Source organism: Aquitalea pelogenes (genome assembly GCF_041914625.1).
GTDB classification, from domain to species: domain Bacteria; phylum Pseudomonadota; class Gammaproteobacteria; order Burkholderiales; family Chromobacteriaceae; genus Aquitalea; species Aquitalea pelogenes.
In genome coordinates this window covers 1-20,715 of the sequence record NZ_JAYSDA010000002.1, presented here as the reverse complement: position 1 = coordinate 20,715, position 20,715 = coordinate 1, and the positions used below count along the sequence as shown (strand labels likewise).

Sequence of the window (20,715 nt, the reverse complement as noted above, 5' to 3'; positions counted from 1 at the left end):
GCTGACACTGCGCAATCACAGGACCCGACATGAGCAAGCATGAGGAAAGCCCGTTCAAGGGCAAGACCGGCATTCGCCGATTGATCAACGCATTTGGCTATTCGCTGGACGGCATCAAGGCGGCCTTCCGCCATGAAGATGCCTTCCGCCAACTGGCCTTGCTGGCCATCATCCTCATTCCCACCGCCCTGTTCATCGTACCGGCCAGCCCGCTGGCCCGTGCGCTGCTGGTGGCCAGTTCGCTGGCCACGCTGGTGATCGAACTGCTCAATTCCGCCATCGAGGCAGCAGTGGACCACACTTCACTGGAGCGCCACCCGCTGGCCAAGCGCGCCAAGGACATGGGCAGCGCGGCCCAGTTGCTTGGCCTGATCAACCTGGCGGCCATGTGGTCGCTGGTGTTGTTCGGCCACTAGGCTGCCAGCAAACGGCGTGACAGCAGCTGCAAGCCAATGGCCGTGGCGGCAGCCAGCAAGAACGCCAGATTGCCGTCCATCAGCGGCAGCAAGAGCCACAAGGCCAGACAAAAGCCGGCAAAGCCAAGCCGACCCAGCAGCATGCCGCGCAACAATGCCTGGGTGGCGGCCACACCCTGTGCCCGCTGGGTTGCCACCGCCATCACCACGGCCAGCAGCGGGAAGACAGCCAGCATTCCACTCCAGCGCGCCCCCAGATGACTGGCGGCCAGGCTGACCAGCAAGGTCAGCACGGCGGCGGCCAGCATACGCAAGCCCAGGGTTTCATTCACCGCAGCCACCACGCCTGACAGGGCCGGGCGGGGCAGGCAGACGCTGTTGATCAGCACTGCCAGTACCGCCATGAGCAGTGCGACGGGGAGAGTCAGTATCAGGCTTTGCAGCAGACAGGCCCCTGCTAGCCAGCCGCACAGGGCAGATATCAGCGTCAGCGGCCAGGCAAGGCGGGCAGCCAGGCGGGCATAGATCAGGTTGAACAACTCGGAGGCCGCAATGGCGGCAATGGCCTGCAACGCCGCACTGGCAGCAAAGGCGGGGCCATGTTCCCGCATCAGCAGCCACAGGATGGGCCCGGCCACCACCGGCAGGCCGGCCATCCAGCCAGCGCGCTGCGGCCCCCAGTAGCGTGCCACCAGAGCCAGCAGATAGAGAAAGGCAGGAACCAGCGTCAGTTTCAGTAACAGCATGCGGTGGGGTAGGCTGGATAATCCGATAGCATAACATGCTGCCTGCATGGTCAGGCGTTCAGTAGCTGTCGCTTGTCCGCCTTGTGTGTATGCTGGGCATTCCCCATCAAGCACAAGGAAAACGCATGCTGTCACCTGCCGAATCCGGAGTGGAAGAACTGGTGCTCAATCTGGTGCTATGGCTGAAACTGGCGGTGGAAGCCAGCGGTGCCGTGGTGATCGGCATTGGCGTACTGGTGGCCGGGGTACGCTATTTGCAGCACTGCCTTGAGCCGGGCATGGCGCAATTCAATGCAGTACGGCTGAGTTTTGCCCGCTTTCTCGCTCTGGCGCTGGAATTGCAACTGGCGGCTGACATCCTGTCCACCGCCGTGGCGCCAAGCTGGGACCAGATCGGCAAGCTGGCCGCCATTGCCGTGCTGCGTACCGCGCTCAACTTTTTCCTGGGCAAGGAAATCCGTGATACCGAGCACGAGGGCGAAGAACGGCGGCCGGATCAGTCCTGAACATTCACGTGAGGCTGGCGGCGGTACAGATAGCCCGGGTAAACGCGGATGCAGCCGCTGTCGTCTTCTACCTTGCCGTATTCACCCACCAGCTCCCAACGGGCACCATCGGCTTGCAAAACGCGGTAAACCGGGCTGCCGGCCTGGTAAAACATCAGGTCGTTGCCGTGGAAGTGGTCCAGCGGCAATAGCGGGTGCTGGCTGGGCAGCACCAGCAACATGGCGGCCGTGCGTTCATCCATCTCTGCCAGTTGCTCCCGGTCGGCCACTACCATGCCGCAGAAAGCCAGCAGGAAGGCAATGGGAAGCATCAGCCAGTGGCCGCTGGCCAGGCCAAACAGAGTCAGTACCGATGCGCCGGTAAAAAAGAAGCTGCTGTGTGTTTTCATGATGTGTGCTTTGCCGGGGGGCGTAAAACGACGAACGCCGCCTGTGATGGCGGCGGCGTATGGTTCGGAAACGATGTGGCCCGTCGCAAGAGCCGTCAGACTGGTTAGCTGTTTACGGTTTAGCCTGATTTCCGAATTATATGGCGGCTTTTCTGAACTTGATTAATAAAATCAGGCCATTGCCAATGCTGTTGGCGTAGCTCCTCCAGTTGCATGGCTTGGCTGCCATGGCCAAAAAAGCAACGCCACCCGGAGGTGGCGTCAGACTGCTGACAAAACAATGCGTTGCGATGGCGCAGGACCCGGCAGAGCCGGGTCTTCCTGCTCCCGGATCGATTCCGCAGCCTTCCCTCCTACTCTCTATCCCCCGCCCTTACCCTGGCAATTGAAAAGGTAAGCCTCGAATTCCTGCTGGGAAGCGAGAAGATATTGTCAAAATAATAACGCCACCCGAAGGTGGCGTTATGGTGTGCAATCCGCTGGCGGCGATTTACTCTTCCGCTGGCTTGGCTTCCGGTGGGGCAATCACCTCGCTGTAGCCGCATTCCTTCTGCGGGCAGACTTTCTCGGTACCACGACGCTTGGTGGTCTTGATGGTGAGAATCGGCCAGTTGCACTTCGGGCAGGGCTCGGCCACCGGCGGGTTCCAGGTGGCGTACTTGCACTTGGGGTAGGTATTGCAGCTGTAGAACAGCTTGCCGTAGCGGCTCTTGCGCTCGATCAGGTGACCGGATTTGCACTCCGGGCATTCCACGCCGGTGTCACGCGGCTTTTCCAGCGGTTCGATGTGCTTGCACTTGGGGTAGTTGGCGCAGCCGATGAACTTGCCGTAACGACCTTTCTTGATGTGCAGTTCGCCACCGCAGTCTGGGCAGACCCGGCCTTCGATCACTGTAGGTGCTTCGGCTTCTTCTGCCGCCTGCTCTGCGGTTTCACCGATATTGCGGGTGTAGTCGCAGTCCGGATAACCGGTACAGGCAATGAAGCGGCCACGCTTGCCAAACTTGATCGACAAGGGCTTGCTGCATTTCGGGCAGGCTTCGTCCAGGCTCTCGGTGGTGACTTCGGCGCGGGAGATGCTTTCCTTCTCGGCAATCTGCTTGGAGAAGCCCTTCCAGAAGCTGTCCATCACCGGCACCCACTCGCGCTGGCCGCTGGCGATATCGTCCAGCTGGTTTTCCAGCTTGGCGGTGAAGTTGTAGTCCACGTACTGGCTGAAGTGCTCAGTCAGGAACTTGTTGACGATGTCGCCGGTATCGGTGGGCAAGAAGCGTTTCTTGTCCAGGATCACGTACTCACGGTCTTTCAGCGTGGAAATGATGCTGGCGTAGGTGGACGGACGGCCGATGCCGAATTCTTCCAGTGCCTTCACCAGACTGGCTTCGGAGAAGCGCGGCGGCGGCTGGGTGAAGTGCTGTTCACCGTACAGCTTGTCCACCGGCAGGCTGTCGCCTTCTTCCAGCAGCGGCAGCTTGGCGTTGTCCTCGTCCTCGGCATCGTCCACGTCTTCTTCGTACACGGCCAGGAAGCCGGCAAAGGTCTGTACCTGACCGCTGGCGCGGAAGATGCCTTCACCCACGGTGATGTCCACGCTGGTGGTGTCAAACTTGGCCGGAGCCATCTGGCAGGCCAGGGTACGCTTCCACACCATGTCGTACAGCTTGAACTGATCGGTGGTGAGGAAGGGCTTGACCGATTCCGGCGTGCGCAGGATGGACGTCGGGCGGATGGCCTCGTGCGCTTCCTGTGCGTTCTTGGACTTGTTCTTGTAGGCAACCGGGTTTTTCGGCAGGAAGTCGTTGTTGAAGGTGTCGCCGATATAAGTACGGATTTCTTCAACGGCTTCGTTGGCCAGTGCCACCGAGTCGGTACGCATATAGGTGATCAGACCGACCGTGCCCTGGCCGATGTCGATACCTTCATACAGCTGCTGCGCGGTACGCATGGTGCGGTCGGTGGTCATGCCCAGCTTGCGCACGGCTTCCTGTTGCAGCGTGGAAGTGGTGAAGGGCGCGGCGGGGCTGCGCGACTTCTTTTTCTTCTCGATGCTGGTGACGGTGGCCGGCTGGTCTTGCAAACGGGCCAGGATGTCGGCGTGTTCGGCATCACCGGGAATGTCGAACTGGTCCAGCTTTTTGCCGGCAAGCTGAGTCAGCTTGGCAGAAAACTTGGTACGGCCCTTGTGGCTGTCCAGATGTACCGACCAGTATTCCTGCTGCACAAAGGCCTTGATCTCGTTCTCGCGTTCGCAGATCAGGCGCAGCGCCGGGCTTTGCACCCGTCCTGCCGACAGGCCACGGCGGATTTTCTTCCACAGCAGCGGCGACAGGTTGAAACCCACCAGATAGTCCAGCGCCCGGCGTGCCTGCTGGGCATCCACCAGGTCCTGTGCCACTTCGCGCGGGTTGCCGATGGCTTCCAGCACTGCATTCTTGGTGATTTCGTGGAACACCACGCGCTGGGCGGTTTTGTCCTTCAGCAGCTTTTTGCTGTTGAGGATTTGTACCAGGTGCCAGGAAATGGCTTCGCCTTCGCGGTCCGGGTCAGTTGCCAGGTAGACATGGTCGACTTCGGCCACGGCCTTGACGATGGCATCAACGTGTTTGCTGTTGCGGGCGATCAACTGGTATTTCATGGCGAAGCCCTTTTCAGGGTCTACCGCACCGTTTTTCGGTACCAGATCGCGCACGTGACCGTAGGAGGCCAGGACTTCAAAGTCCGGTCCCAGGTATTTCTTCAGCGTTTTTGCCTTGGATGGCGACTCAACGATCAAGAGGCTGGAGGGCATGTTTTCGTTTCAGTGTGTACCGGAAACATCCGGTTGATAGCGGTTCTATCTATCAAATAAAGCAAGAGCGCAAATAAAACAAGAGCGCAATTGGCGCTCTTGTAAAAATTCCCTGCCGTAACTGTCAGGCGAGGCGGGATGGTAAGCCCGTAGCGCCAGCGCTGACAAGTCATTGCATGGTGGGTTCGCCATGAATGGCATCCAGCAGTTCTTCACCCAACAGGATGGGCAGTTCCGCTTTTTGTGCCCACAGCACCATCAGTGCCACCAGCTTGGCCGAGCCGACATTGATGTCGTCATCGGGTAGTTCGCACAGCCGGTCTATCACCATTTCCCGCTGCGATGGCGACAGCGCGCCGTGATCTTCCAGAAACTGGATCAGGCCGCGCACATCGGTGGGCAGGCGTTCCAGTTCGGCATCGGCGTAAATGCGCATGCCCACCGCGTCATCCGCGCTGGCATACAGGCCGTCAACCATATTGGCGACATTGTCCAGCCAGTCGAGTGCATCGTTGATTTCTTCGTCTTCGAAGCCGGCGGCTTCCAGCTGGCGCATCAGCGAGCCGCGGTCGCCAAAGGCATCCGGATCACGATACTGCTCGAACAAATAAGTGAGAACGTCAAACATCAGGTCTTCTTCAAATGAACTACTACAGGGGCTGGTCCGGATCAGACCAGTCGCTGAACCCGTCCGCCGGGCAGGCTGGTCAGCTTGCCGGCAAGTTCCAGCTCCAGCAGCATCGCGTAAACCTCTCCCTGCGTCAACCCGAGTTGTGTTGCCAGCGCCTCGCTGCTCACCGGATCAAAGCCCATGATCGCCAGAATCGGGTCGTCCACCGGCTGATTTTCCCCTGCTGTTGCTGCCGGCGTGATCGGGGGCGAAGCCACCCGGCCGATTTCATCCAGCACGTCATCCACGGTTTCGATCAGGCGGGCACCATCACGCAGCAAGCGGTGACAGCCGCGTGCTTGCGGGTTGTGAATCGAACCGGGAACCGCCATGACCTCGCGCCCGCTTTCTGCAGCCAGCCGCGCGGTAATCAGCGAGCCGGAATTGATATTGGCCTCCACTACCAGACAACCGCGCGACAAGCCCGCGATGATGCGGTTGCGGCGCGGGAAATGGCCGGCAACCGGACCGGCACCAAGCGGGAATTCCGACAAAATCAGGCCTGAGCGGCCGATCTGGTGGGCAAGCTCGCGGTTGCTGGCCGGATACACCCGGTCAATCCCGGTGCCGATGACGGCAATGGTGGAGCCTGATTCCTGCAAGGCACCCCGGTGTGCGGCGGCATCAATGCCACTGGCGAGGCCACTGACGATGGTGTAACCGTGGGCGGACAGCTGGCGGGCAAAGTCCTCGGCGATCTGCTTGCCCGGCGGGGTGGCACTGCGGCTGCCTACCATGGCCAGCATCGGACGTTGCAACAAGGCGCGCTGCCCGCGGGCAAACAGCAGCGGCGGCGGGGCGGCAGTTTCTGCCAGTGCTTGCGGGTAATCGTCATCCAGCAGGCTCAGCAGACTGCAATTCTCTTGTTCGGCCCAGGCGAGGGCCGCCTTGGCGTCTGCCTCGGCACGTCTCTCGCGCAGCGCCTGGGCGATGTCCTGCCCGATCAGCGGTGCGGTTTGTGCGGTACTGGCCGCCAGCACATGGCTGGCGGAGCCAAAGGCGGCAATCAGCTTGAGAAAACCGGCCGGACCTATGCCCGGTGTCAGGGCCAGCAGCAGCCAGTCTTCGTTCTGCTGGCTCATTCGCTTTCCGGCGAGTTGACCACATCCCCCACGCTGGCCGCGTCGGTGCTGTCCAGCACCAGGCCATAGGAAACCTTGTCAAATACGCGGTAGATGAAGATCTTGCCAATGCTCTGGCCTGGCAGGGTGACTTCTTTTTTCTCCCCATCCGCCATGATCAGGGTAACCGGCTTGGCGTTCTTGACGATGTTGAACACATCACCCGGCTCCACCTGCTCGCGCTGGCCACGGTTGATCACTACGTTGGAGTACTGGGCCGCGCCGTCCACACCGTCATAAACCGAGATGATCTGCCCCTGGATATTGGCATCCGGGCTATGCGGCACATAGCTGACAAACTGGTCCCTGGGGGCCTTGATCAGGCGGTCGCCTACCAGAATCTCGCTGTTCACCTTGGTCAGGTGCATGGTCTGGATTTCTTCGCCCAGCTTGTCCACCACGGCATCACCGCCATACATCACCTCGTAGCCGAGGTTTTCCTTGGTAACCGGATCAATCAGCGGCTTGCTGGCACGGTACACCTGCCAGGTGCCGGTGCTGGCAACGCCATTGGCAAAAATGCGATCGCCAGAGCCAAAAGCCAGACGTTCTCCCGGACCGGCCACCAGGCGCGGCGAGGTCAGGAATTCTTCCTCGTTGACCACCAGCGGACGGTACAGGAAAGGCTCGATGGCCTTGGCCGGAATGCTGGCGATGGCCTTGTCGATGTCGGACATGCGGACCTGCGGCGACAGGCGTACATCACCCTGACGGCCTTTTTCCAGCGTCAGGCGCGGTTGGCCGTTGACATAGGTCAGTACCAGTACGTCGCCCGGGTAGATCCAGTGCGGGTTCTTGATTTCGCTCTTATTCATCTGCCACAGGCGGGGCCATTTCCACGGGCTCTTGAGATAACGGCCGGAAATACCCCACAGCGTGTCACCCTTCACCACGGTATAACGCGCCGGTGCGCCGGGCTTGATGGTCAGGGTGTCGGAAAAAGCCGGGAGAGCCAGTCCCAGAGCCAAAGCAAGCGATATAATACTTTTACGCATGAAAAGTGCCCCAATATTGAGTGTAATGAGCGCCCGCGAGCGCTCCTTTGACAAACGAGCATGCGTCAGACATGTCTATTATCGATGTGCTGATGGCATTAAGACAACTTGGAGCAATAAAACCGATGGCGCTGCTGAACATTTTGCATTATCCGGATGCGCGTCTGCATACCGTGGCCACGCCGGTCGAGACCTTTGACGCTGCCTTGCAGACCCAGATCGACAACATGTTTGAAACCATGTACGAGGCCAAGGGTATCGGCCTGGCTGCCACCCAGGTGGACTATCACAAGCGGCTGGTGGTAATGGATATTTCCGAGGACCACAACGAACGCCGTGTCTTCATCAACCCGGTCATCATCGAAAAAGAAGGTGAAACCGTATACGAAGAAGGCTGCCTGTCGGTGCCCGGCATCTACGACAAGGTTACCCGGGCCGAGCGGGTCAAGGTGCGTGCACAGGATGCCACCGGTGCCCAGTATGAACTGGAAGCCGACGGCTTGCTGGCCATTTGCATTCAGCATGAAATTGATCATCTGGATGGCAAGGTGTTTGTCGAATACCTGTCCGAACTCAAGCAAGGCCGGATTCGCACCAAGCTGAAAAAGCGCGAAAAACAGAATATGTGATGAATGAACCTGTCCGGTACTGGTCGGACGGGTGATGCTGATAAAGACAGGCGCGTCCTGTCTTGCTGATTGCGGGTTGACGATGAAACTGATTTTTGCCGGTACGCCGGAATTTGCCGCGGCCGCGCTGCGCGCCTTGCTGGCCGCCGGTCATGAAATTGCCCTGGTGCTGACCCAGCCGGACCGTCCGGCCGGGCGTGGCATGAAGCTCAAGCCCAGTCCAGTGAAGGAAGTAGCGTTGGAACACGGCTTGCGGGTGGAGCAGCCGCTATCGCTCAAGACCGACGAAGCCCAGGCCATGCTGCGCGAGATCGGTGCCGAACTGATGGTGGTGGCGGCCTACGGCCTGCTGTTGCCCAAGGCGGTGCTGGACATTCCGCCGCGTGGTTGCCTGAACATCCATGCCTCCTTGCTGCCGCGCTGGCGCGGTGCCGCTCCCATTCAGCGCGCCATTCTGGCCGGCGATAGTGAAACCGGCATCACCATCATGCAGATGGATGTGGGGCTGGATACCGGTGCCATGTTATCGGTACACCCGCTGGCCATTGCCCAGGACGAGACCGCGGCCAGCCTGCATGACAAGCTGGCTGTGTGCGGTGCCGAAGCCATTGTCAGCACCCTGGCGACACTGGATGGCCTGAATGCGCAGCCGCAGCCGGAACAAGGCGTCACCTACGCGCACAAGCTGACCAAGGCCGAAGCCGAGGTGAACTGGCAACTGCCAGCTGCCGACATTGCCCGTGCCATCCGTGCCTACAACCCGGCGCCGGGCGCGTTTACCCAGCTGGCTGGCGAGCCGCTCAAGCTGTGGCAGGCCCATGCCATTGCCGGCCAGGCCGAACCTGGCCTGGTGGTGCGTGCGGATGCCGATGGCGTGGTGGTGGGTAGTGGCGAGGGACTGGTGGTGCTGACGCAACTGCAGGCCGCTGGTGGCAAACGTCTGGGCGCACGCGACTTTGCCGCAGGCCGTGCCACGCTGGCGGGAACCCGTCTGGGGCAGTAAGCGTCTTTCAACGGTCACAGCAAAAGGAGGGTAAATGAACAATATGTTCAAGACGGCCATGCTGATGGCCGCGTTTGTCGCTTTTCTCGGTGTGATCGGTGCCCTCATCGGGGGCCGGAACGGCTTGATGCTGGCATTGTTGTTTGCTGGCGGGATGAATCTGTTTGCCTACTGGAATTCAGACCAAATGGTGTTGCGTATGTACAACGCCCAGGAGGTGGATGCCCGGTCGGCACCCGAGTTTTACGGCATGGTGGCCGAGCTGGCACAGCGTGCCGGCCTGCCCATGCCACGGGTTTACGTCATCCACGAAGAGCAACCCAATGCCTTTGCCACCGGGCGAGACCCGGAACATGCCGCCGTCGCAGCCACTACGGGCATCATGCGCATGCTGGACTATCGCGAGCTGCGTGGCGTGATGGCGCATGAGCTGGCCCATGTGCGGCATCGTGACACCCTGATTTCCACCATCAGCGCCACCATGGCCGGTGCGGTGTCGGCGCTGGCCAACTTTGCCATGTTCTTTGGCGGGCGGGACGAAAACGGTCGACCGGTCAATCCGCTGGCCGGAATCTTGCTGGCCATCCTGGCGCCGCTGGCGGCCAGCCTGATCCAGATGGCCATTTCACGCGCCCGCGAATTCGAGGCAGACCGCGGCGGAGCCGAAATTTCCGGCGATCCGCTCGCGTTGGCGGGTGCATTGCAGAAAATCGAGTACTACGCTCAAGGTATTGCCATGCCCACTGCGCAGGCCCATCCGGAAACCGCCCAGATGATGATCATCAACCCGCTGGCCGGGCTGGATGTGGGCGAGCTGTTCCGTACCCACCCGCATACCGAGGAGCGCATTGCCCGCTTGCACGCTATGGCGCGCGGCGTGGGCTGAACGTATCATGCGCATCTGAACGAACACACGGGCCGGTACCGCCAGACGGATACCGGCCGTTTTCATACGGCGAGAGCACAGTCCTCGCCGTTTGCCATTTCAAGGTTTTGACATGCATCGCATACAGCAACTGGCCGCCGAAGTGCTGGGCCAGGTGGAATCCGGCCGTACCCTGACCGAGGCGCTGGCCCAGGCCCAACGCCAGGGCGCCGACCTGACTGCGCAAGAGCGCGCGGCCTTGCAGGACATTTGCTACGGCAGCCTGCGTCAACTGGCACGCCTGCGCTTCTGGTTGCGCCGCCTGGTGCCCAAGGCCTTGCCGGATGCCCAGCTGGAGCGGGTATTGCAGGTGGCTTTCTATCAGCTGGTATATACCCGCGCAGCCGATTACGCCGTCGTCAACGAGGCAGTGAAGCTGGCAGAGCGGCTGGCCCGCGGCAAGTTCAAGGCGCTGGTTAATGGCGTGCTGCGCAACTTCTTGCGCCAGCGCGAGGAAATGCTGCGCCTGGCGCAGAAAGATCTGGAAGCTGCCACCAATCACCCGCGCTGGTGGGTGAAAGCCATCCAGCAGGCCTACCCGCAAGAGTGGTCGTCCATCCTGGAGTGGAATAACAGCCATCCGCCGATGACGCTGCGCGTCAACCTCCGCAAGAGCACGGTGGCCGCCTATCTGGCCCAGCTCGAAGCGCTGGGCATGGGGGCGACAGCACTGGATGACGCCAGCGGCATCCTGCTGGACAAGCCGGTGAATGTACGCGAACTGCCCGGCTTTGCTGACGGCGTGGTGTCGGTACAGGACTGGGGCGCACAGCAGGCTGCCCGCCTGCTGGACCTGCACGCCGGACAGCGCGTGCTGGATGCCTGTGCCGCGCCGGGTGGCAAAACATGTCATATGCTGGAAATGGCAGATGTGGAGATGACCGCGCTGGATATCGACCCGCAGCGATTGCAACGGGTGGCGGAAAACCTGCAGCGCGGTGGCTTGCACGCCAGCCTGCACGCGGCCGATGCCGGGCAGGCTGCTGACTGGTGGGATGGCAAGCCTTTCGATCGCATTCTGGCCGATGTGCCGTGCTCGGCTTCCGGTGTCGTGCGTCGTCACCCGGACATCAAATGGCTGCGCCGTCCGGGCGACTTCTCCACCCTGGCCGCCCAGCAGGCGCAGATGGTTGACACGCTATGGGGGCTACTCGCGCCCGGCGGGAAAATGCTATACGCTACGTGCTCGATTTTTCCGGAAGAAAATCAGCAGCAGTTGACTGCATTCCTGGCGCGTCATGCCGATGCCGAATGCCAGAATCAGCAGCAATTGTTGCCCTGTGAGCGTCATGACGGTTTCTATTACGCGCTGCTTGCGAAGCATTAGCCTGGTGTTATGGCTACTGGTCTGTGCCGTTCCCACGGCGCAGGCCGATGGCATTCTGGCGCGCCGTGCCGATGCCGAGCTGACGCAAGACGGCCAGCTTTCGCTCAGCACCCGCTTCCAGACCAAGTTATCCAGCAGCCTGAATGATGCGCTGGCACAAGGTGTCACCTTGACCTTCCGGCTGGAGTTCGAACTGACCCGACCGCGCAGTACCGCCTATTACCTCAATCTGAAAGAGTGGTTCGAGCCACACGCCAGCCTCACGTTCAAGCTGTCCTATCAGTCCCTGACCAGCCGCTATCGCGTCACCATCGGCAGTTTTTCAAATTATTACCGTTCCCTGTCCGAAGCCATGGGTGCCCTGGGTTCCATCCAGGACTGGCGCGTCCTGCAAAGCGGTGCGCTCGATCCGCGCAACTCCGGCAGCGTGGCAGGCCGGGTACGACTGGTGCTGGATATCAGCGAGCTGCCCAAGCCCTTCCAGCTCAATGCCCTTGGCTCCGGCGAATGGAGCCTGTCCTCCAACTGGACCAGCATCACCATGAAAGAAGGTAGCTGATGCGCTACGCCGCCATTGCGCTGGCGACGTTCGGGGCCATCATGCTCTACCTGCTGGCCATTGCCACCGGCAATGCCTCCAAGCTGGCCGAATACTACTGGTGGGTGTTCGGGCTCAACAGCCTGTTGCTGGTTGGCCTGCTGGGCGTAGTGGGGCGGCAGCTCTTGCGGCTGCGCCAGCGGGTGAAGGGCCGGGTGTTCGGTGCCAAGCTGACCCAGCGTCTGGTGATGATGTTTGCCGTGGTTGCCCTGGTGCCGGGCATGCTGGTGTTCACCATTTCCGCACAATTCCTGACGCGCAGTATCGAAAGCTGGTTTGACGTGCGGGTAGAGTCCGCGCTGGATCGCGGGCTGGAGTTGGGCAAGGGCGCGCTCAACTACGTACTGGAAGATGTGGCCCGCAAGAGCCGCGTGGTGCTGGACGATATTGACGGCATGCCGTCCCTGATGTTGCCGTCCCGGCTGGAGCGCCTGCGCGAACAACTGGGTTTGCGCGAGGTGGCCATCTTCAACAAATCCGGACAACTGCTCAACTTTGCCAGCAGCAATACCCGGCAATTGCCGCAGGCCCCATCCCGCGATGCCCTGCGCGGCCTGAAGCTGCGGCAGGGCAGCAAATCGGTGGAGAATGACGCCGCCGGACTCACCCTGCGCGTATTGCTGCCCTATCGCACGCTGGAAGGCGAATGGCGCGTGTTGCAAGTGGTGCAGGCTGCGCCGCAATCCATTGCCCGCGATGCCGAGCAGATCGAAACCGCGCGTGCCGAATACCACCAGCTGCTGTTGTCGCGGGATGGGCTGAAAACCTTTTACATGCTGACGCTGGCCTTGGCCTGTCTGCTGGCGCTGACTTCAGCGCTGGCATTTGCCCTGTTTCTGTCAGAACGCCTGTCCGCGCCGCTGTCCGAGCTGGCCGCAGGTACCCGTGCGGTGGCGCAAGGTGACTTCTCCAAACGCCACCCGGTATACCGCCGTGACGAGCTGGGCATGCTCACCACGCTGTTCAACCGCATGACCCAGCAGCTGGATGAAGCACGCCAGACGGCCAACCAGACCCAACAGGCGCTGGAAAGCGGCAAGCTTTACCTGGAAAGCATTCTGGCCAATCTCTCTGCCGGGGTGATTGCACTGGATGCGGCCTGGCAACTGCGCGCGGCCAATACCAGTGCCGGACGCATTCTGGGCGTGGATTTTTCCGAGCTGGTGCCCTACCCGGTAGAGCAGTGGTCCACCCGGGTTCCGGCTTTGATTCCCCTGGTGGATACCATGCTGCAACATGGTGAAAACAAGCAGGAAGAAGAGTGGCAAACCCAGCTGGATTACATGACCGGGCAGGGCGCGCGCAGCCTGCTGGTACGCGGTGCCCGCTTGCCCGAACGCTCCGGAAGCGGTTATGTTGTGGTGTTCGACGACATTACCGAGCTGGCGCGGGCCCAGCGGGATGCGGCCTGGGGCGAAGTGGCCAAGCGGCTGGCGCATGAAATCCGCAATCCGCTCACGCCCATCCAGCTGTCGGCCGAGCGCCTGGCGATGAAGCTTTCCGCCAAGCTTGAAACTGCCGATGCGGACATGCTCAAACGCTCTACCGACACCATCATCAAACAGGTGGCGGCACTGAAGAACATGGTGGATGCCTTCCGCGATTATGCCCGGGCACCGCGCATCAAACTCAGTGAACTTGATCTCAATCAGGTGGTGCGAGAGGTAAGTACGCTGTACGAATCCAATCCGGCTGTTAAGATTGAACTGGAAGAAAGGCCGCTGATGATCATGGGGGATGCCGCACTGCTGCGGCAGGTATTGCATAACCTGATGCAGAATGCACAGGATGCGGTCCTTGACGTTGACATCCCGATGATTCACATTAGCAGCCGACAAGAAGGAAGAAACGCGATCGTCTGCGTGCAGGACAACGGTTCGGGCTTTCCCGCCGAGCTCCTGCCACGCGCGTTCGAGCCCTATGTGACCAGCAAGCCCAAGGGCACGGGGCTGGGACTGGCGGTGGTGAAGAAAATAGCGGAGGAACACCATGGTCAGGTCACATTGGGGAATGGCGAGCAGCACGGCGCGCGCATTCTTCTCACCCTGCCATTGCTGGAGGCCTAATGCGTAGCAGCGATATATTGATTGTTGATGACGAGATCGGGATTCGTGAACTGCTCTCGGAGATCCTGCAGGATGAGGGATACACGGTCGCCTTGGCGGAAAACGCCGAGGTAGCCAGACAGTTGCGCAACCAGACACGTCCGGCGCTGGTGTTGCTGGATATCTGGATGCCCGACTGCGACGGTGTGACACTGTTGAAGGAATGGGCCAAGTCCGGCCAGTTGAACATGCCGGTGGTCATGATGTCCGGTCATGCCAGTATTGATACGGCGGTGGAAGCCACCCGCATCGGTGCTTTCGATTTCCTGGAAAAGCCGATTGCCCTGCAAAAGCTACTGACTACCGTACAGCGGGCTCTGAAGTATGGCGACATGCAAGCCAATACTTCGCTGAACCTGGACAAGCTGGGCCGCAGCGAACCCATCCAGGAACTCAAGCGTCAGCTGGAACGGGTGGCCAAGGTCAAGTCGCCGGTGTTGCTGACCGGTGAGCCTGGCTCCGGTTTCGAACTGGTGGCGCGCTTTTTCCATCAGGGCAATACCCCCTGGGTAACGCCTGCCAAGCCGGAACAACTGGCGGATGCGCCGCTGGAGTTGCTGCAAAAGGCGAATAACGGCGTGTTGTTCCTGCCGGAAATCGGCCAGTACAACCGCCGGGTGCAGCAAGGTTTGCTGTTCCTGCTGTCCAAGCTGGATCGCTTCAATGTGCGCCTGCTGTGCTCCTGCAGCCGTCCCTTGCAGGAACTGCTGGTGGACCCGGAATGCGATAATCGCCTGCTGACTGCACTGTCCAGCGTGATCGTGCCGATTCCGCCGCTGCGTGAGCATGCGGAAGACATCATCTTCATCGCCGAACAGATCCTGATCGAGCTGGTGGAGTCACGGCAGATCCCCAACAAGAAACTGACCACCGCGGCGCTGAATGCCTTGCGTCAGTATGATTGGCCGGGGAACCTGGAGCAGCTGCGCAGCATCATCAAGAGCCTGGCGCTGACCTCCGAATCGGATGATGTGGACGCACCGGAAGTCAACAAGGTACTGGCCCAGTTCCGCCATGAAAAACCGGTGGAAGAGTCCGGCTTCGACTTCAACATGCCTTTGCGTGAGTTGCGTGAACAGCTGGAGCGTCGTTACTTCGAGTACCACATCTCGCTGGAAAACGGCAATATGAGCCGCGTGGCACAGAAAGTGGGCCTGGAGCGCACTCACCTGTATCGCAAGCTCAAGCAGTTGGGCATCAAGTTCGCCCGCAAGGTGGTGGAGGAATAATCCGTTGTTTGCCCAACCAGACGCCAGCCTCGCGCTGGCGTTTTGTTTTTCCGGCTAGCTCGCAGGAACTATGGCGTCTGGAGACTGATTTCACTAAGCTTCACCCTCATGACAGATTTGAACGATGCGGCGCTGCTGCGCTATAGCCGGCATATCCTGCTGCCGGAAATCGATATCGAAGGCCAGCAGCGGCTGGCTGCCGCGCGGGTATTGGTGATTGGTGCCGGCGGGCTGGGCTCGCCGGTGGCGCTGTATCTGGCCAGTGCCGGTATCGGCCACATCACGCTGGCCGACGACGACGCGGTGGAGCTGAGCAATCTGCAGCGCCAAGTGGTGCACGATATGGCCTCACTGGGGCAGAACAAGGCTGAATCAGCCCGTGCCCGCATGCTGGCACTCAACCCGGATATTTCCGTGCGGGCGCTGGGTGAACGGCTGGATGCCGCGCGCCTGCTGGAGGAAGCCCGAGCGCATGACCTGTTGCTGGATTGTTCGGACAATTTCGCCACCCGTCATGCGGTAAACCGCGCCAGCGTGGCTGCCGGGGTGCCGCTGGTATCTGGTGCGGCCGTGCGCTTTGCCGGACAGCTGGCGGTGTTTGATCCGCGTGTTGCCGGCTCACCCTGTTATCACTGCCTGTTTGCCGAGGAGGGCGAGGCATCTGATGGTCCGTGTGCGACCTTTGGCGTGTTGTCACCGCTGGTTGGGGTAATCGGCAGCTTGCAGGCGGTGGAAGCGGTGAAACTGCTGGCAGGCCGCGCACCGGTACTTGGCCGTCTGACCCTGTACGATGCACTGAGCGGTGAATTCCGCCAGATGAAGTTCAGCCGGGATCCGGCCTGTCCGGTATGTGCGGTGCATTGACCGGGCCTCGGTTCCGATTATTGGCAAACGCCTCTCGCTTTCTGTAAGGAAAGCCAACCCTTACGGTGTCCGGGCGGGGGGAATGGATGGGAAGGCTGCCGAAGAAATGCCTTAGACGAAAGGCCCGGCCTTGCCGGGTTCAGTAGAGTCGCATCAAATCACTGTCTAAGCAGCAGAAAGCCCCGCTTTGGCGGGGCTTTCTGCTGACCGGGCTCAGGCACCCAGTTGCTGGTTCAGGATCTGGTGTACTTCCTTGAAATCCATCACCCCGACATAGCGCTTCAGGATATTGCCCTGCTTGTCGATCAGGAAAGTGGTCGGTGCCAGCTGGATGTCACCAAATGCCTTGGCAATGCTGCCTTCGCCATCCAGGGCGACAAAGAAGGGCAGCTGGTATTTCTGCACAAAGGCCTGCACGTAGTTGGGCGGGTCATAGCTCATGGCGACCGCCATGATCTGCAAGCCCTTGCTGCCATACTGCTGGTGCAGCTTCTTGATTTCCGGCATTTCTTCCACACAGCCCGAACAACTGGTGGCCCAGAAATTCACCAGCACCACCTTGCCCTTGAGCGAGGTGGTATCGGCGTGCTGGCCGCCAAGCGAGGTGTAGCTGACCTGCGGTGCTGCATTGCGGTCGAACAGGGTGGTGTAGGCAATCAGGCCGACTACGGCCACGGCCAGGAGCGAGAGCAGAACCTTCTTCATGCGGGGTCATCCGGGAGGTGGAAAAACGGTAGCCCCACACGCGTGGGGCAACCGGCACTATTGGTCCAGCATGGATTGCAGGAGTTCCTTCAATTGTCCCTCAAGTGTCACCGCCTTGTTCTGCTTGGCGTCAAACACTACAAAGGTGACATCGGCTTCCGCCACCACCTTGTCAGTACCTGCCAGGGTGACGCGCTGGTGCATGACTGCACTGCGGCTGCCGATGGATTTGACCGAGGTGGCAATGGCCAGCGCATCGCCCATGGTGGCCGGGTAGCGGTAGTCGATATTGATGTTGACCACCACCAGTGCCAGACCGGACTGCAGGAACCAGGGCAGGTCGCCGCGTTCTTCAAAGAAAGTCCAGCGGGCTTCTTCCAGGAATTCCAGGTATCGGGCGTTGTTGACGTGGCCGTACAGGTCCAGGTGATAACCACGGACCTTGATATTTGTTTCATGTGTCATGTGTTTCCCCTCGGTGTGATGCTGGGTCTCAATCCTCGGCATTGAGGTCCAGCGGAACGAATGGCTCGCGCTCTAGTGGCGTCTCGACCATATCGGTAAGAACGGAGTGGATTTCAACATCGAACCACTCCAGGAACAGGGCCGGTGTCAGTTGCTCCGGCCACAGTGTTTCGTCATCGCACCAGTCGGCCAGCTCGGCCTGAAACAGCATGCGGTAGTGTTGCAGCACAAAATCGTGGGCGGATTCATAATCGTCCGCCGCCGGAATCAGCAGGGCGTTGCAATCCCGGGTAAGGCTGTCGAGCTCCAGCTGGCCGTCCAGATCGCCGGGCAATTGTTGCAGCCATGCGAGAAACGGTGCCCGGGGACGGATCAGGGCGATGCTGCGATTGACTTCAAACATGGTGAATCCTTGCATTAATGGCTGGAAAGCTGGTTGTCGCGGGTGAAGGCGAAGGTTTGCACGATGATTTTGGCACCTTGCTGGGCCAGTGCCGGTGGGAAGGGACTGAATGGTGCACTCATCTGGACGATGCGTCGTGCACCTTCATCCAGTACGTTGTGTCCGGAACCGCGCAGGATGCGGCATTTGAGCAGGCTGCCATCCGCGGCCACGGTCACTTCCAGCGTCACCGAGCCATGAACGTTCTGGCGGCGGGCTTCTTCCGGATAATTCAGGTTGCCGATCCGTTCGATGCGCAAGCGCCAGTCGGTCTGGTAGCGCGCCCATTCATAGCGGTGGGTACTGTCGCCACTCCCGTTTTTGCTACCGGACTCCTGTGCACTGTCGTTCAGTGCCACATCACCCCGTTGCACACTGTTCAGTCCGCCCACCTGCGCCAGTAATGCGGCTGCATTCACTGCCGCTGGCGGGCTGCTGTTGTCACCGGGACTGGGGGCAGGCAAGGTTGCGGCCTGCTTGTTGTCCGCTTTGCGGATGGTATGTACCTGGCGTTGCTGTGGCGCGGCCTGGGCAGGCTCTGCCGCTTGTGCGGCGGGTGTTGGCTGTTCGTTGAGATTGCGATGGCTGGCCTGGCGGAATTTTTCGGTGGTATTGCCACTGCCCTGATTATTGTCGGTGCCCAGGCGGCGGGTGTCCGGAGCGCTCTTGCTGGGCGTGCTGGCCAGGTTCACGCTGATGGTGTGGCTTTCTGCCAGTCGCAGCGGGCGGACCCATGAAATCATGGTGGAACCGAACAGCAAGACATGAGCCAGTACCGAAACGGCGATCATGATGATCAGCGTCAGTTTCTGGTTGTGGCTGGCAGGGTTGCGCAGATGGGCAGTCATGGTTGTGCGGCAGGCTCCGTAGGTCTGCTGCAGTTTAACATGCAGCAGCCATCCGCAAGAAAAACGCCGCGACTGGCGCGGCGTTGGCGGGATGATGCGTGGACTTATTTGTCCAGCATGCTGCGCAGCATCCAGGCCGTTTTTTCATGTACTTGCAGGCGCTGGGTCAGCAGGTCGGCGGTGGGTTCGTCCGAGGCGCGGTCAGCCAGCGGGAAAATGCTGCGGGCGGTGCGACAGAGGATTTCATGGCCATCCACCAGCTGGGCCAGCATTTCCTCGGCCTTGGGTACGCCGTTGGCTTCGGCAATAGCGGTCAGCTTGGCATAGTCGGCATAGCTGCCCGGTGCAAAATGCCCAAGGGCGCGGATGCGCTCTGCAATCAGGTCGACAGCCAGTGACAATTCGTTGTACTGGGTTTCGAACATCAGGTGCAGGGTGTTGAACATCGGCCCGGTCACGTTCCAGTGGAAATTGTGGGTTTTCAGGTACAGGGTATACGTGTCAGCCAGCAGCCGGGAAAGGCCATGTGCAATGTCTTGACGGTCTTGTTCGTTGATGCCGATATCCATATGCAAACTCCTGTTGGTAGCCATTCCGGAACGACGGTTTGCCAGTATGTGGCCCGGATCGTCTAGAATTGCCATTTTGTGAAAAAATACACCATGAAACCCTGGCTGGTCTGTAGCGGCAATACCGTGCGTCTTACGCTGCATGTTCAGCCCGGCGCCAGAAAAACCGAAGTCGCCGGGGAGCATGGCGACTGCCTGAAAATCCGTCTGGCCGCGCTACCGGTGGATGGCAAGGCCAATGCTGCCTTGCTGGCCTGGCTGGCAGACTGTTTTTCGGTTGGCAAGCGTGCGGTCAGCCTGCAGGCCGGTGACAAGAGTCGCCACAAAGTGGTTTCCATTGACACGGTGCTGGATGAAGCTGCCGTGCTCAAGCTGCTACATGTCCAGTGAGTGTGGCCTCAGGGCAGGTGACGTTGCGTGTCACTGCGCTTGGGGTCAACCCGGCTGAACTCGCCTTCTATCACATCATCGGCCATTGCGCCGGGATTTGCCATCGTGTTCAGCTTCGGCCCCTTGAATGGCAGCAGCAACAAGATGGCCAGCACATCACTCAGAATGCCCGGAATGGCAAACAGCAGGCCTGACAGTGCATAGCGCAAGGGCCAGAGCAAGGAATACAGGGAAACTTGTTGCCCCTGACGCACGACGCTGGTGAGGGTGATCAGTGCGCCCAGTTTCTGGTTGCGCAGCATCCAGATCCCCAGCAGGCTGCTGGCCACGACCAGCAGGAAGACCACCCCGCCACCAAGATGGTGGGCCAGTGTGACCAGCGTGGCGATTTCCAGTAAGGGATAAAGCAGTAACAGCAACAGAATTGCGCGCATGAATCGAGGTACCCGTATGAATTGTCTGATGGTGTTCTGCAATGTTCCGGATGAAATAACGGCCAGACACATTGCCCATGTTCTGGTGCAGGAGCAGTTGGCTGCCTGCGTCAATATTCTTCCGTCCTGTCAGGCGGTGTATCGCTGGGAAGGTGCGCTGCAGGAAGGCAGCGAATATCCCTTGCTCATCAAAACCACGGCTGCGGCTTATGCCGCACTGGAGCAGCGCTTGCAAGCCCTGCATCCGTATGATGTGCCGGAAATCATTGCATTGCCAGTCGCACAGGGCTTGCCTGCCTATCTGACATGGGTATCTTCCGAGGTGGTTTCAAGAGAGTGCTGAGCCGGGGCGACAATTATTTTCGACTGCTTTGCTGATTGTCAGGTTCCGGCAGATGTGCACGAATTTCGGGTCTATGCCTCGGTTTTTTCAAATTAATTCGGTAAAAGTATTGACTGAAAAAGGCTGTTTTATTATAGTTGCGAACTCTTTCGTGGGTCGGTAGCTCAGCCGGTAGAGCAGCGGACTTTTAATCCGTTGGTCGCGAGTT

The 20,715-nt window shown here is 60.1% G+C and carries 24 protein-coding genes; 12 read left to right on the top strand and 12 right to left on the bottom strand.

Features of this window, described 5'->3' with window-relative positions:
• Positions 1 to 29 precede the first annotated feature (29 nt).
• Positions 30 to 416: a diacylglycerol kinase gene (locus ACE3SE_RS02155; protein ID WP_045846412.1), complete on the top strand. Its 387-nt coding sequence runs from the start codon at positions 30 to 32 to the stop codon at positions 414 to 416.
• Here ACE3SE_RS02155 and ACE3SE_RS02150 read toward each other — a convergent pair.
• Complete coding sequence (locus ACE3SE_RS02150) at positions 413 to 1,162, bottom strand: hypothetical protein (protein ID WP_374553635.1); 750 nt, start codon at positions 1,160 to 1,162, stop codon at positions 413 to 415. The genes ACE3SE_RS02155 and ACE3SE_RS02150 overlap by 4 nt on opposite strands.
• Before the next feature lie 125 nt (positions 1,163 to 1,287).
• On the opposite strand from ACE3SE_RS02150, the gene ACE3SE_RS02145 reads away from it, so the two are divergent.
• The gene (locus ACE3SE_RS02145) at positions 1,288 to 1,668 is read left to right on the top strand and encodes a DUF1622 domain-containing protein (RefSeq protein WP_374553633.1); all 381 of its coding nucleotides are present in this window, start codon (positions 1,288 to 1,290) and stop codon (positions 1,666 to 1,668) included.
• Here ACE3SE_RS02145 and ACE3SE_RS02140 read toward each other — a convergent pair.
• The 5 genes from ACE3SE_RS02140 to ACE3SE_RS02120 all read right to left on the bottom strand — a co-directional run bounded on the left by ACE3SE_RS02140 (position 1,659) and on the right by ACE3SE_RS02120 (position 7,631).
• Positions 1,659 to 2,057, bottom strand: a complete 399-nt coding sequence (locus ACE3SE_RS02140) for a hypothetical protein (protein WP_374553631.1) — start codon at positions 2,055 to 2,057, stop codon at positions 1,659 to 1,661. The genes ACE3SE_RS02145 and ACE3SE_RS02140 overlap by 10 nt on opposite strands.
• A 490-nt stretch (positions 2,058 to 2,547) precedes the next feature.
• Positions 2,548 to 4,845, bottom strand: a complete 2,298-nt coding sequence (topA, locus tag ACE3SE_RS02135) for a type I DNA topoisomerase (protein WP_045846408.1) — start codon at positions 4,843 to 4,845, stop codon at positions 2,548 to 2,550.
• A 169-nt stretch (positions 4,846 to 5,014) separates the two neighbouring features.
• On the bottom strand, positions 5,015 to 5,473 hold the full coding sequence (locus ACE3SE_RS02130; protein ID WP_045846407.1) for a DUF494 family protein: 459 nt from the start codon (positions 5,471 to 5,473) through the stop codon (positions 5,015 to 5,017).
• Between the two features lie 41 nt (positions 5,474 to 5,514).
• Positions 5,515 to 6,597: a DNA-processing protein DprA gene (gene dprA, locus ACE3SE_RS02125; protein ID WP_374553629.1), complete on the bottom strand. Its 1,083-nt coding sequence runs from the start codon at positions 6,595 to 6,597 to the stop codon at positions 5,515 to 5,517.
• The gene (locus tag ACE3SE_RS02120; RefSeq protein WP_374553627.1) at positions 6,594 to 7,631 is read right to left on the bottom strand and encodes a LysM peptidoglycan-binding domain-containing protein; all 1,038 of its coding nucleotides are present in this window, start codon (positions 7,629 to 7,631) and stop codon (positions 6,594 to 6,596) included. The genes dprA and ACE3SE_RS02120 overlap by 4 nt, the downstream gene beginning before the upstream one ends.
• 125 nt (positions 7,632 to 7,756) lie before the next feature.
• Here ACE3SE_RS02120 and def point away from each other — a divergent pair, with 125 nt between their 5' ends.
• The 8 genes from def (at position 7,757) to ACE3SE_RS02080 (ending at position 16,311) form a co-directional block, all read left to right on the top strand.
• Entirely contained in the window at positions 7,757 to 8,260 is a 504-nt protein-coding gene (gene def, locus ACE3SE_RS02115) for a peptide deformylase (RefSeq protein ID WP_045846404.1), read from the top strand.
• Positions 8,261 to 8,342: 82 nt separating this feature from the next.
• Complete coding sequence (gene fmt, locus ACE3SE_RS02110; RefSeq protein WP_374553625.1) at positions 8,343 to 9,263, top strand: methionyl-tRNA formyltransferase; 921 nt, start codon at positions 8,343 to 8,345, stop codon at positions 9,261 to 9,263.
• A 34-nt stretch (positions 9,264 to 9,297) separates the two neighbouring features.
• Positions 9,298 to 10,149 (top strand): zinc metalloprotease HtpX, encoded by an 852-nt coding sequence (gene htpX, locus ACE3SE_RS02105; protein ID WP_062788386.1) that lies wholly within the window; start codon positions 9,298 to 9,300, stop codon positions 10,147 to 10,149.
• Positions 10,150 to 10,261: 112 nt separating this feature from the next.
• Positions 10,262 to 11,515, top strand: a complete 1,254-nt coding sequence (gene rsmB, locus ACE3SE_RS02100) for a 16S rRNA (cytosine(967)-C(5))-methyltransferase RsmB (RefSeq protein ID WP_374553623.1) — start codon at positions 10,262 to 10,264, stop codon at positions 11,513 to 11,515.
• A gap of 4 nt (positions 11,516 to 11,519) precedes the next feature.
• Positions 11,520 to 12,074, top strand: coding sequence for a DUF4390 domain-containing protein (locus tag ACE3SE_RS02095; protein WP_242673576.1), 555 nt, complete (start codon positions 11,520 to 11,522; stop codon positions 12,072 to 12,074).
• A complete protein-coding gene (locus ACE3SE_RS02090; protein WP_374553621.1) occupies positions 12,074 to 14,179 on the top strand; it encodes a sensor histidine kinase in 2,106 nt (701 codons plus the stop codon). The genes ACE3SE_RS02095 and ACE3SE_RS02090 overlap by 1 nt, the downstream gene beginning before the upstream one ends.
• Entirely contained in the window at positions 14,179 to 15,447 is a 1,269-nt protein-coding gene (locus ACE3SE_RS02085) for a sigma-54-dependent transcriptional regulator (RefSeq protein ID WP_045846398.1), read from the top strand. The genes ACE3SE_RS02090 and ACE3SE_RS02085 overlap by 1 nt, the downstream gene beginning before the upstream one ends.
• 108 nt (positions 15,448 to 15,555) lie before the next feature.
• Entirely contained in the window at positions 15,556 to 16,311 is a 756-nt protein-coding gene (locus ACE3SE_RS02080; RefSeq protein ID WP_374553619.1) for a HesA/MoeB/ThiF family protein, read from the top strand.
• 213 nt (positions 16,312 to 16,524) lie between these two features.
• Here the strand turns inward: ACE3SE_RS02080 and ACE3SE_RS02075 are convergent, their stop codons facing one another.
• The 5 genes from ACE3SE_RS02075 to ACE3SE_RS02055 all read right to left on the bottom strand — a co-directional run bounded on the left by ACE3SE_RS02075 (position 16,525) and on the right by ACE3SE_RS02055 (position 19,340).
• Positions 16,525 to 17,016 carry a TlpA disulfide reductase family protein gene (locus ACE3SE_RS02075; RefSeq protein ID WP_045846396.1) on the bottom strand — a complete coding sequence of 164 codons (492 nt, stop codon included), beginning with the start codon at positions 17,014 to 17,016 and terminating at the stop codon, positions 16,525 to 16,527.
• A gap of 57 nt (positions 17,017 to 17,073) precedes the next feature.
• The gene (locus ACE3SE_RS02070) at positions 17,074 to 17,481 is read right to left on the bottom strand and encodes an acyl-CoA thioesterase (RefSeq protein WP_045846395.1); all 408 of its coding nucleotides are present in this window, start codon (positions 17,479 to 17,481) and stop codon (positions 17,074 to 17,076) included.
• Positions 17,482 to 17,509: 28 nt separating this feature from the next.
• Positions 17,510 to 17,884: a hypothetical protein gene (locus tag ACE3SE_RS02065; RefSeq protein ID WP_045846394.1), complete on the bottom strand. Its 375-nt coding sequence runs from the start codon at positions 17,882 to 17,884 to the stop codon at positions 17,510 to 17,512.
• A 14-nt stretch (positions 17,885 to 17,898) separates the two neighbouring features.
• Positions 17,899 to 18,771 carry an energy transducer TonB gene (locus ACE3SE_RS02060; RefSeq protein WP_374553616.1) on the bottom strand — a complete coding sequence of 291 codons (873 nt, stop codon included), beginning with the start codon at positions 18,769 to 18,771 and terminating at the stop codon, positions 17,899 to 17,901.
• 104 nt (positions 18,772 to 18,875) lie between these two features.
• Positions 18,876 to 19,340 carry a Dps family protein gene (locus ACE3SE_RS02055; RefSeq protein ID WP_062788372.1) on the bottom strand — a complete coding sequence of 155 codons (465 nt, stop codon included), beginning with the start codon at positions 19,338 to 19,340 and terminating at the stop codon, positions 18,876 to 18,878.
• A 93-nt stretch (positions 19,341 to 19,433) separates the two neighbouring features.
• On the opposite strand from ACE3SE_RS02055, the gene ACE3SE_RS02050 reads away from it, so the two are divergent.
• Entirely contained in the window at positions 19,434 to 19,730 is a 297-nt protein-coding gene (locus ACE3SE_RS02050) for a DUF167 domain-containing protein (RefSeq protein ID WP_374553614.1), read from the top strand.
• Between the two features lie 8 nt (positions 19,731 to 19,738).
• Here ACE3SE_RS02050 and ACE3SE_RS02045 read toward each other — a convergent pair whose 3' ends face one another.
• Positions 19,739 to 20,164, bottom strand: a complete 426-nt coding sequence (locus tag ACE3SE_RS02045) for an FxsA family protein (protein ID WP_045846390.1) — start codon at positions 20,162 to 20,164, stop codon at positions 19,739 to 19,741.
• On the opposite strand from ACE3SE_RS02045, the gene cutA reads away from it, so the two are divergent.
• A complete protein-coding gene (gene cutA, locus ACE3SE_RS02040) occupies positions 20,163 to 20,507 on the top strand; it encodes a divalent-cation tolerance protein CutA (protein ID WP_374553612.1) in 345 nt (114 codons plus the stop codon). The two genes, ACE3SE_RS02045 and cutA, sit on opposite strands and share 2 nt — an antisense overlap.
• Positions 20,508 to 20,715: the final 208 nt, after the last annotated feature.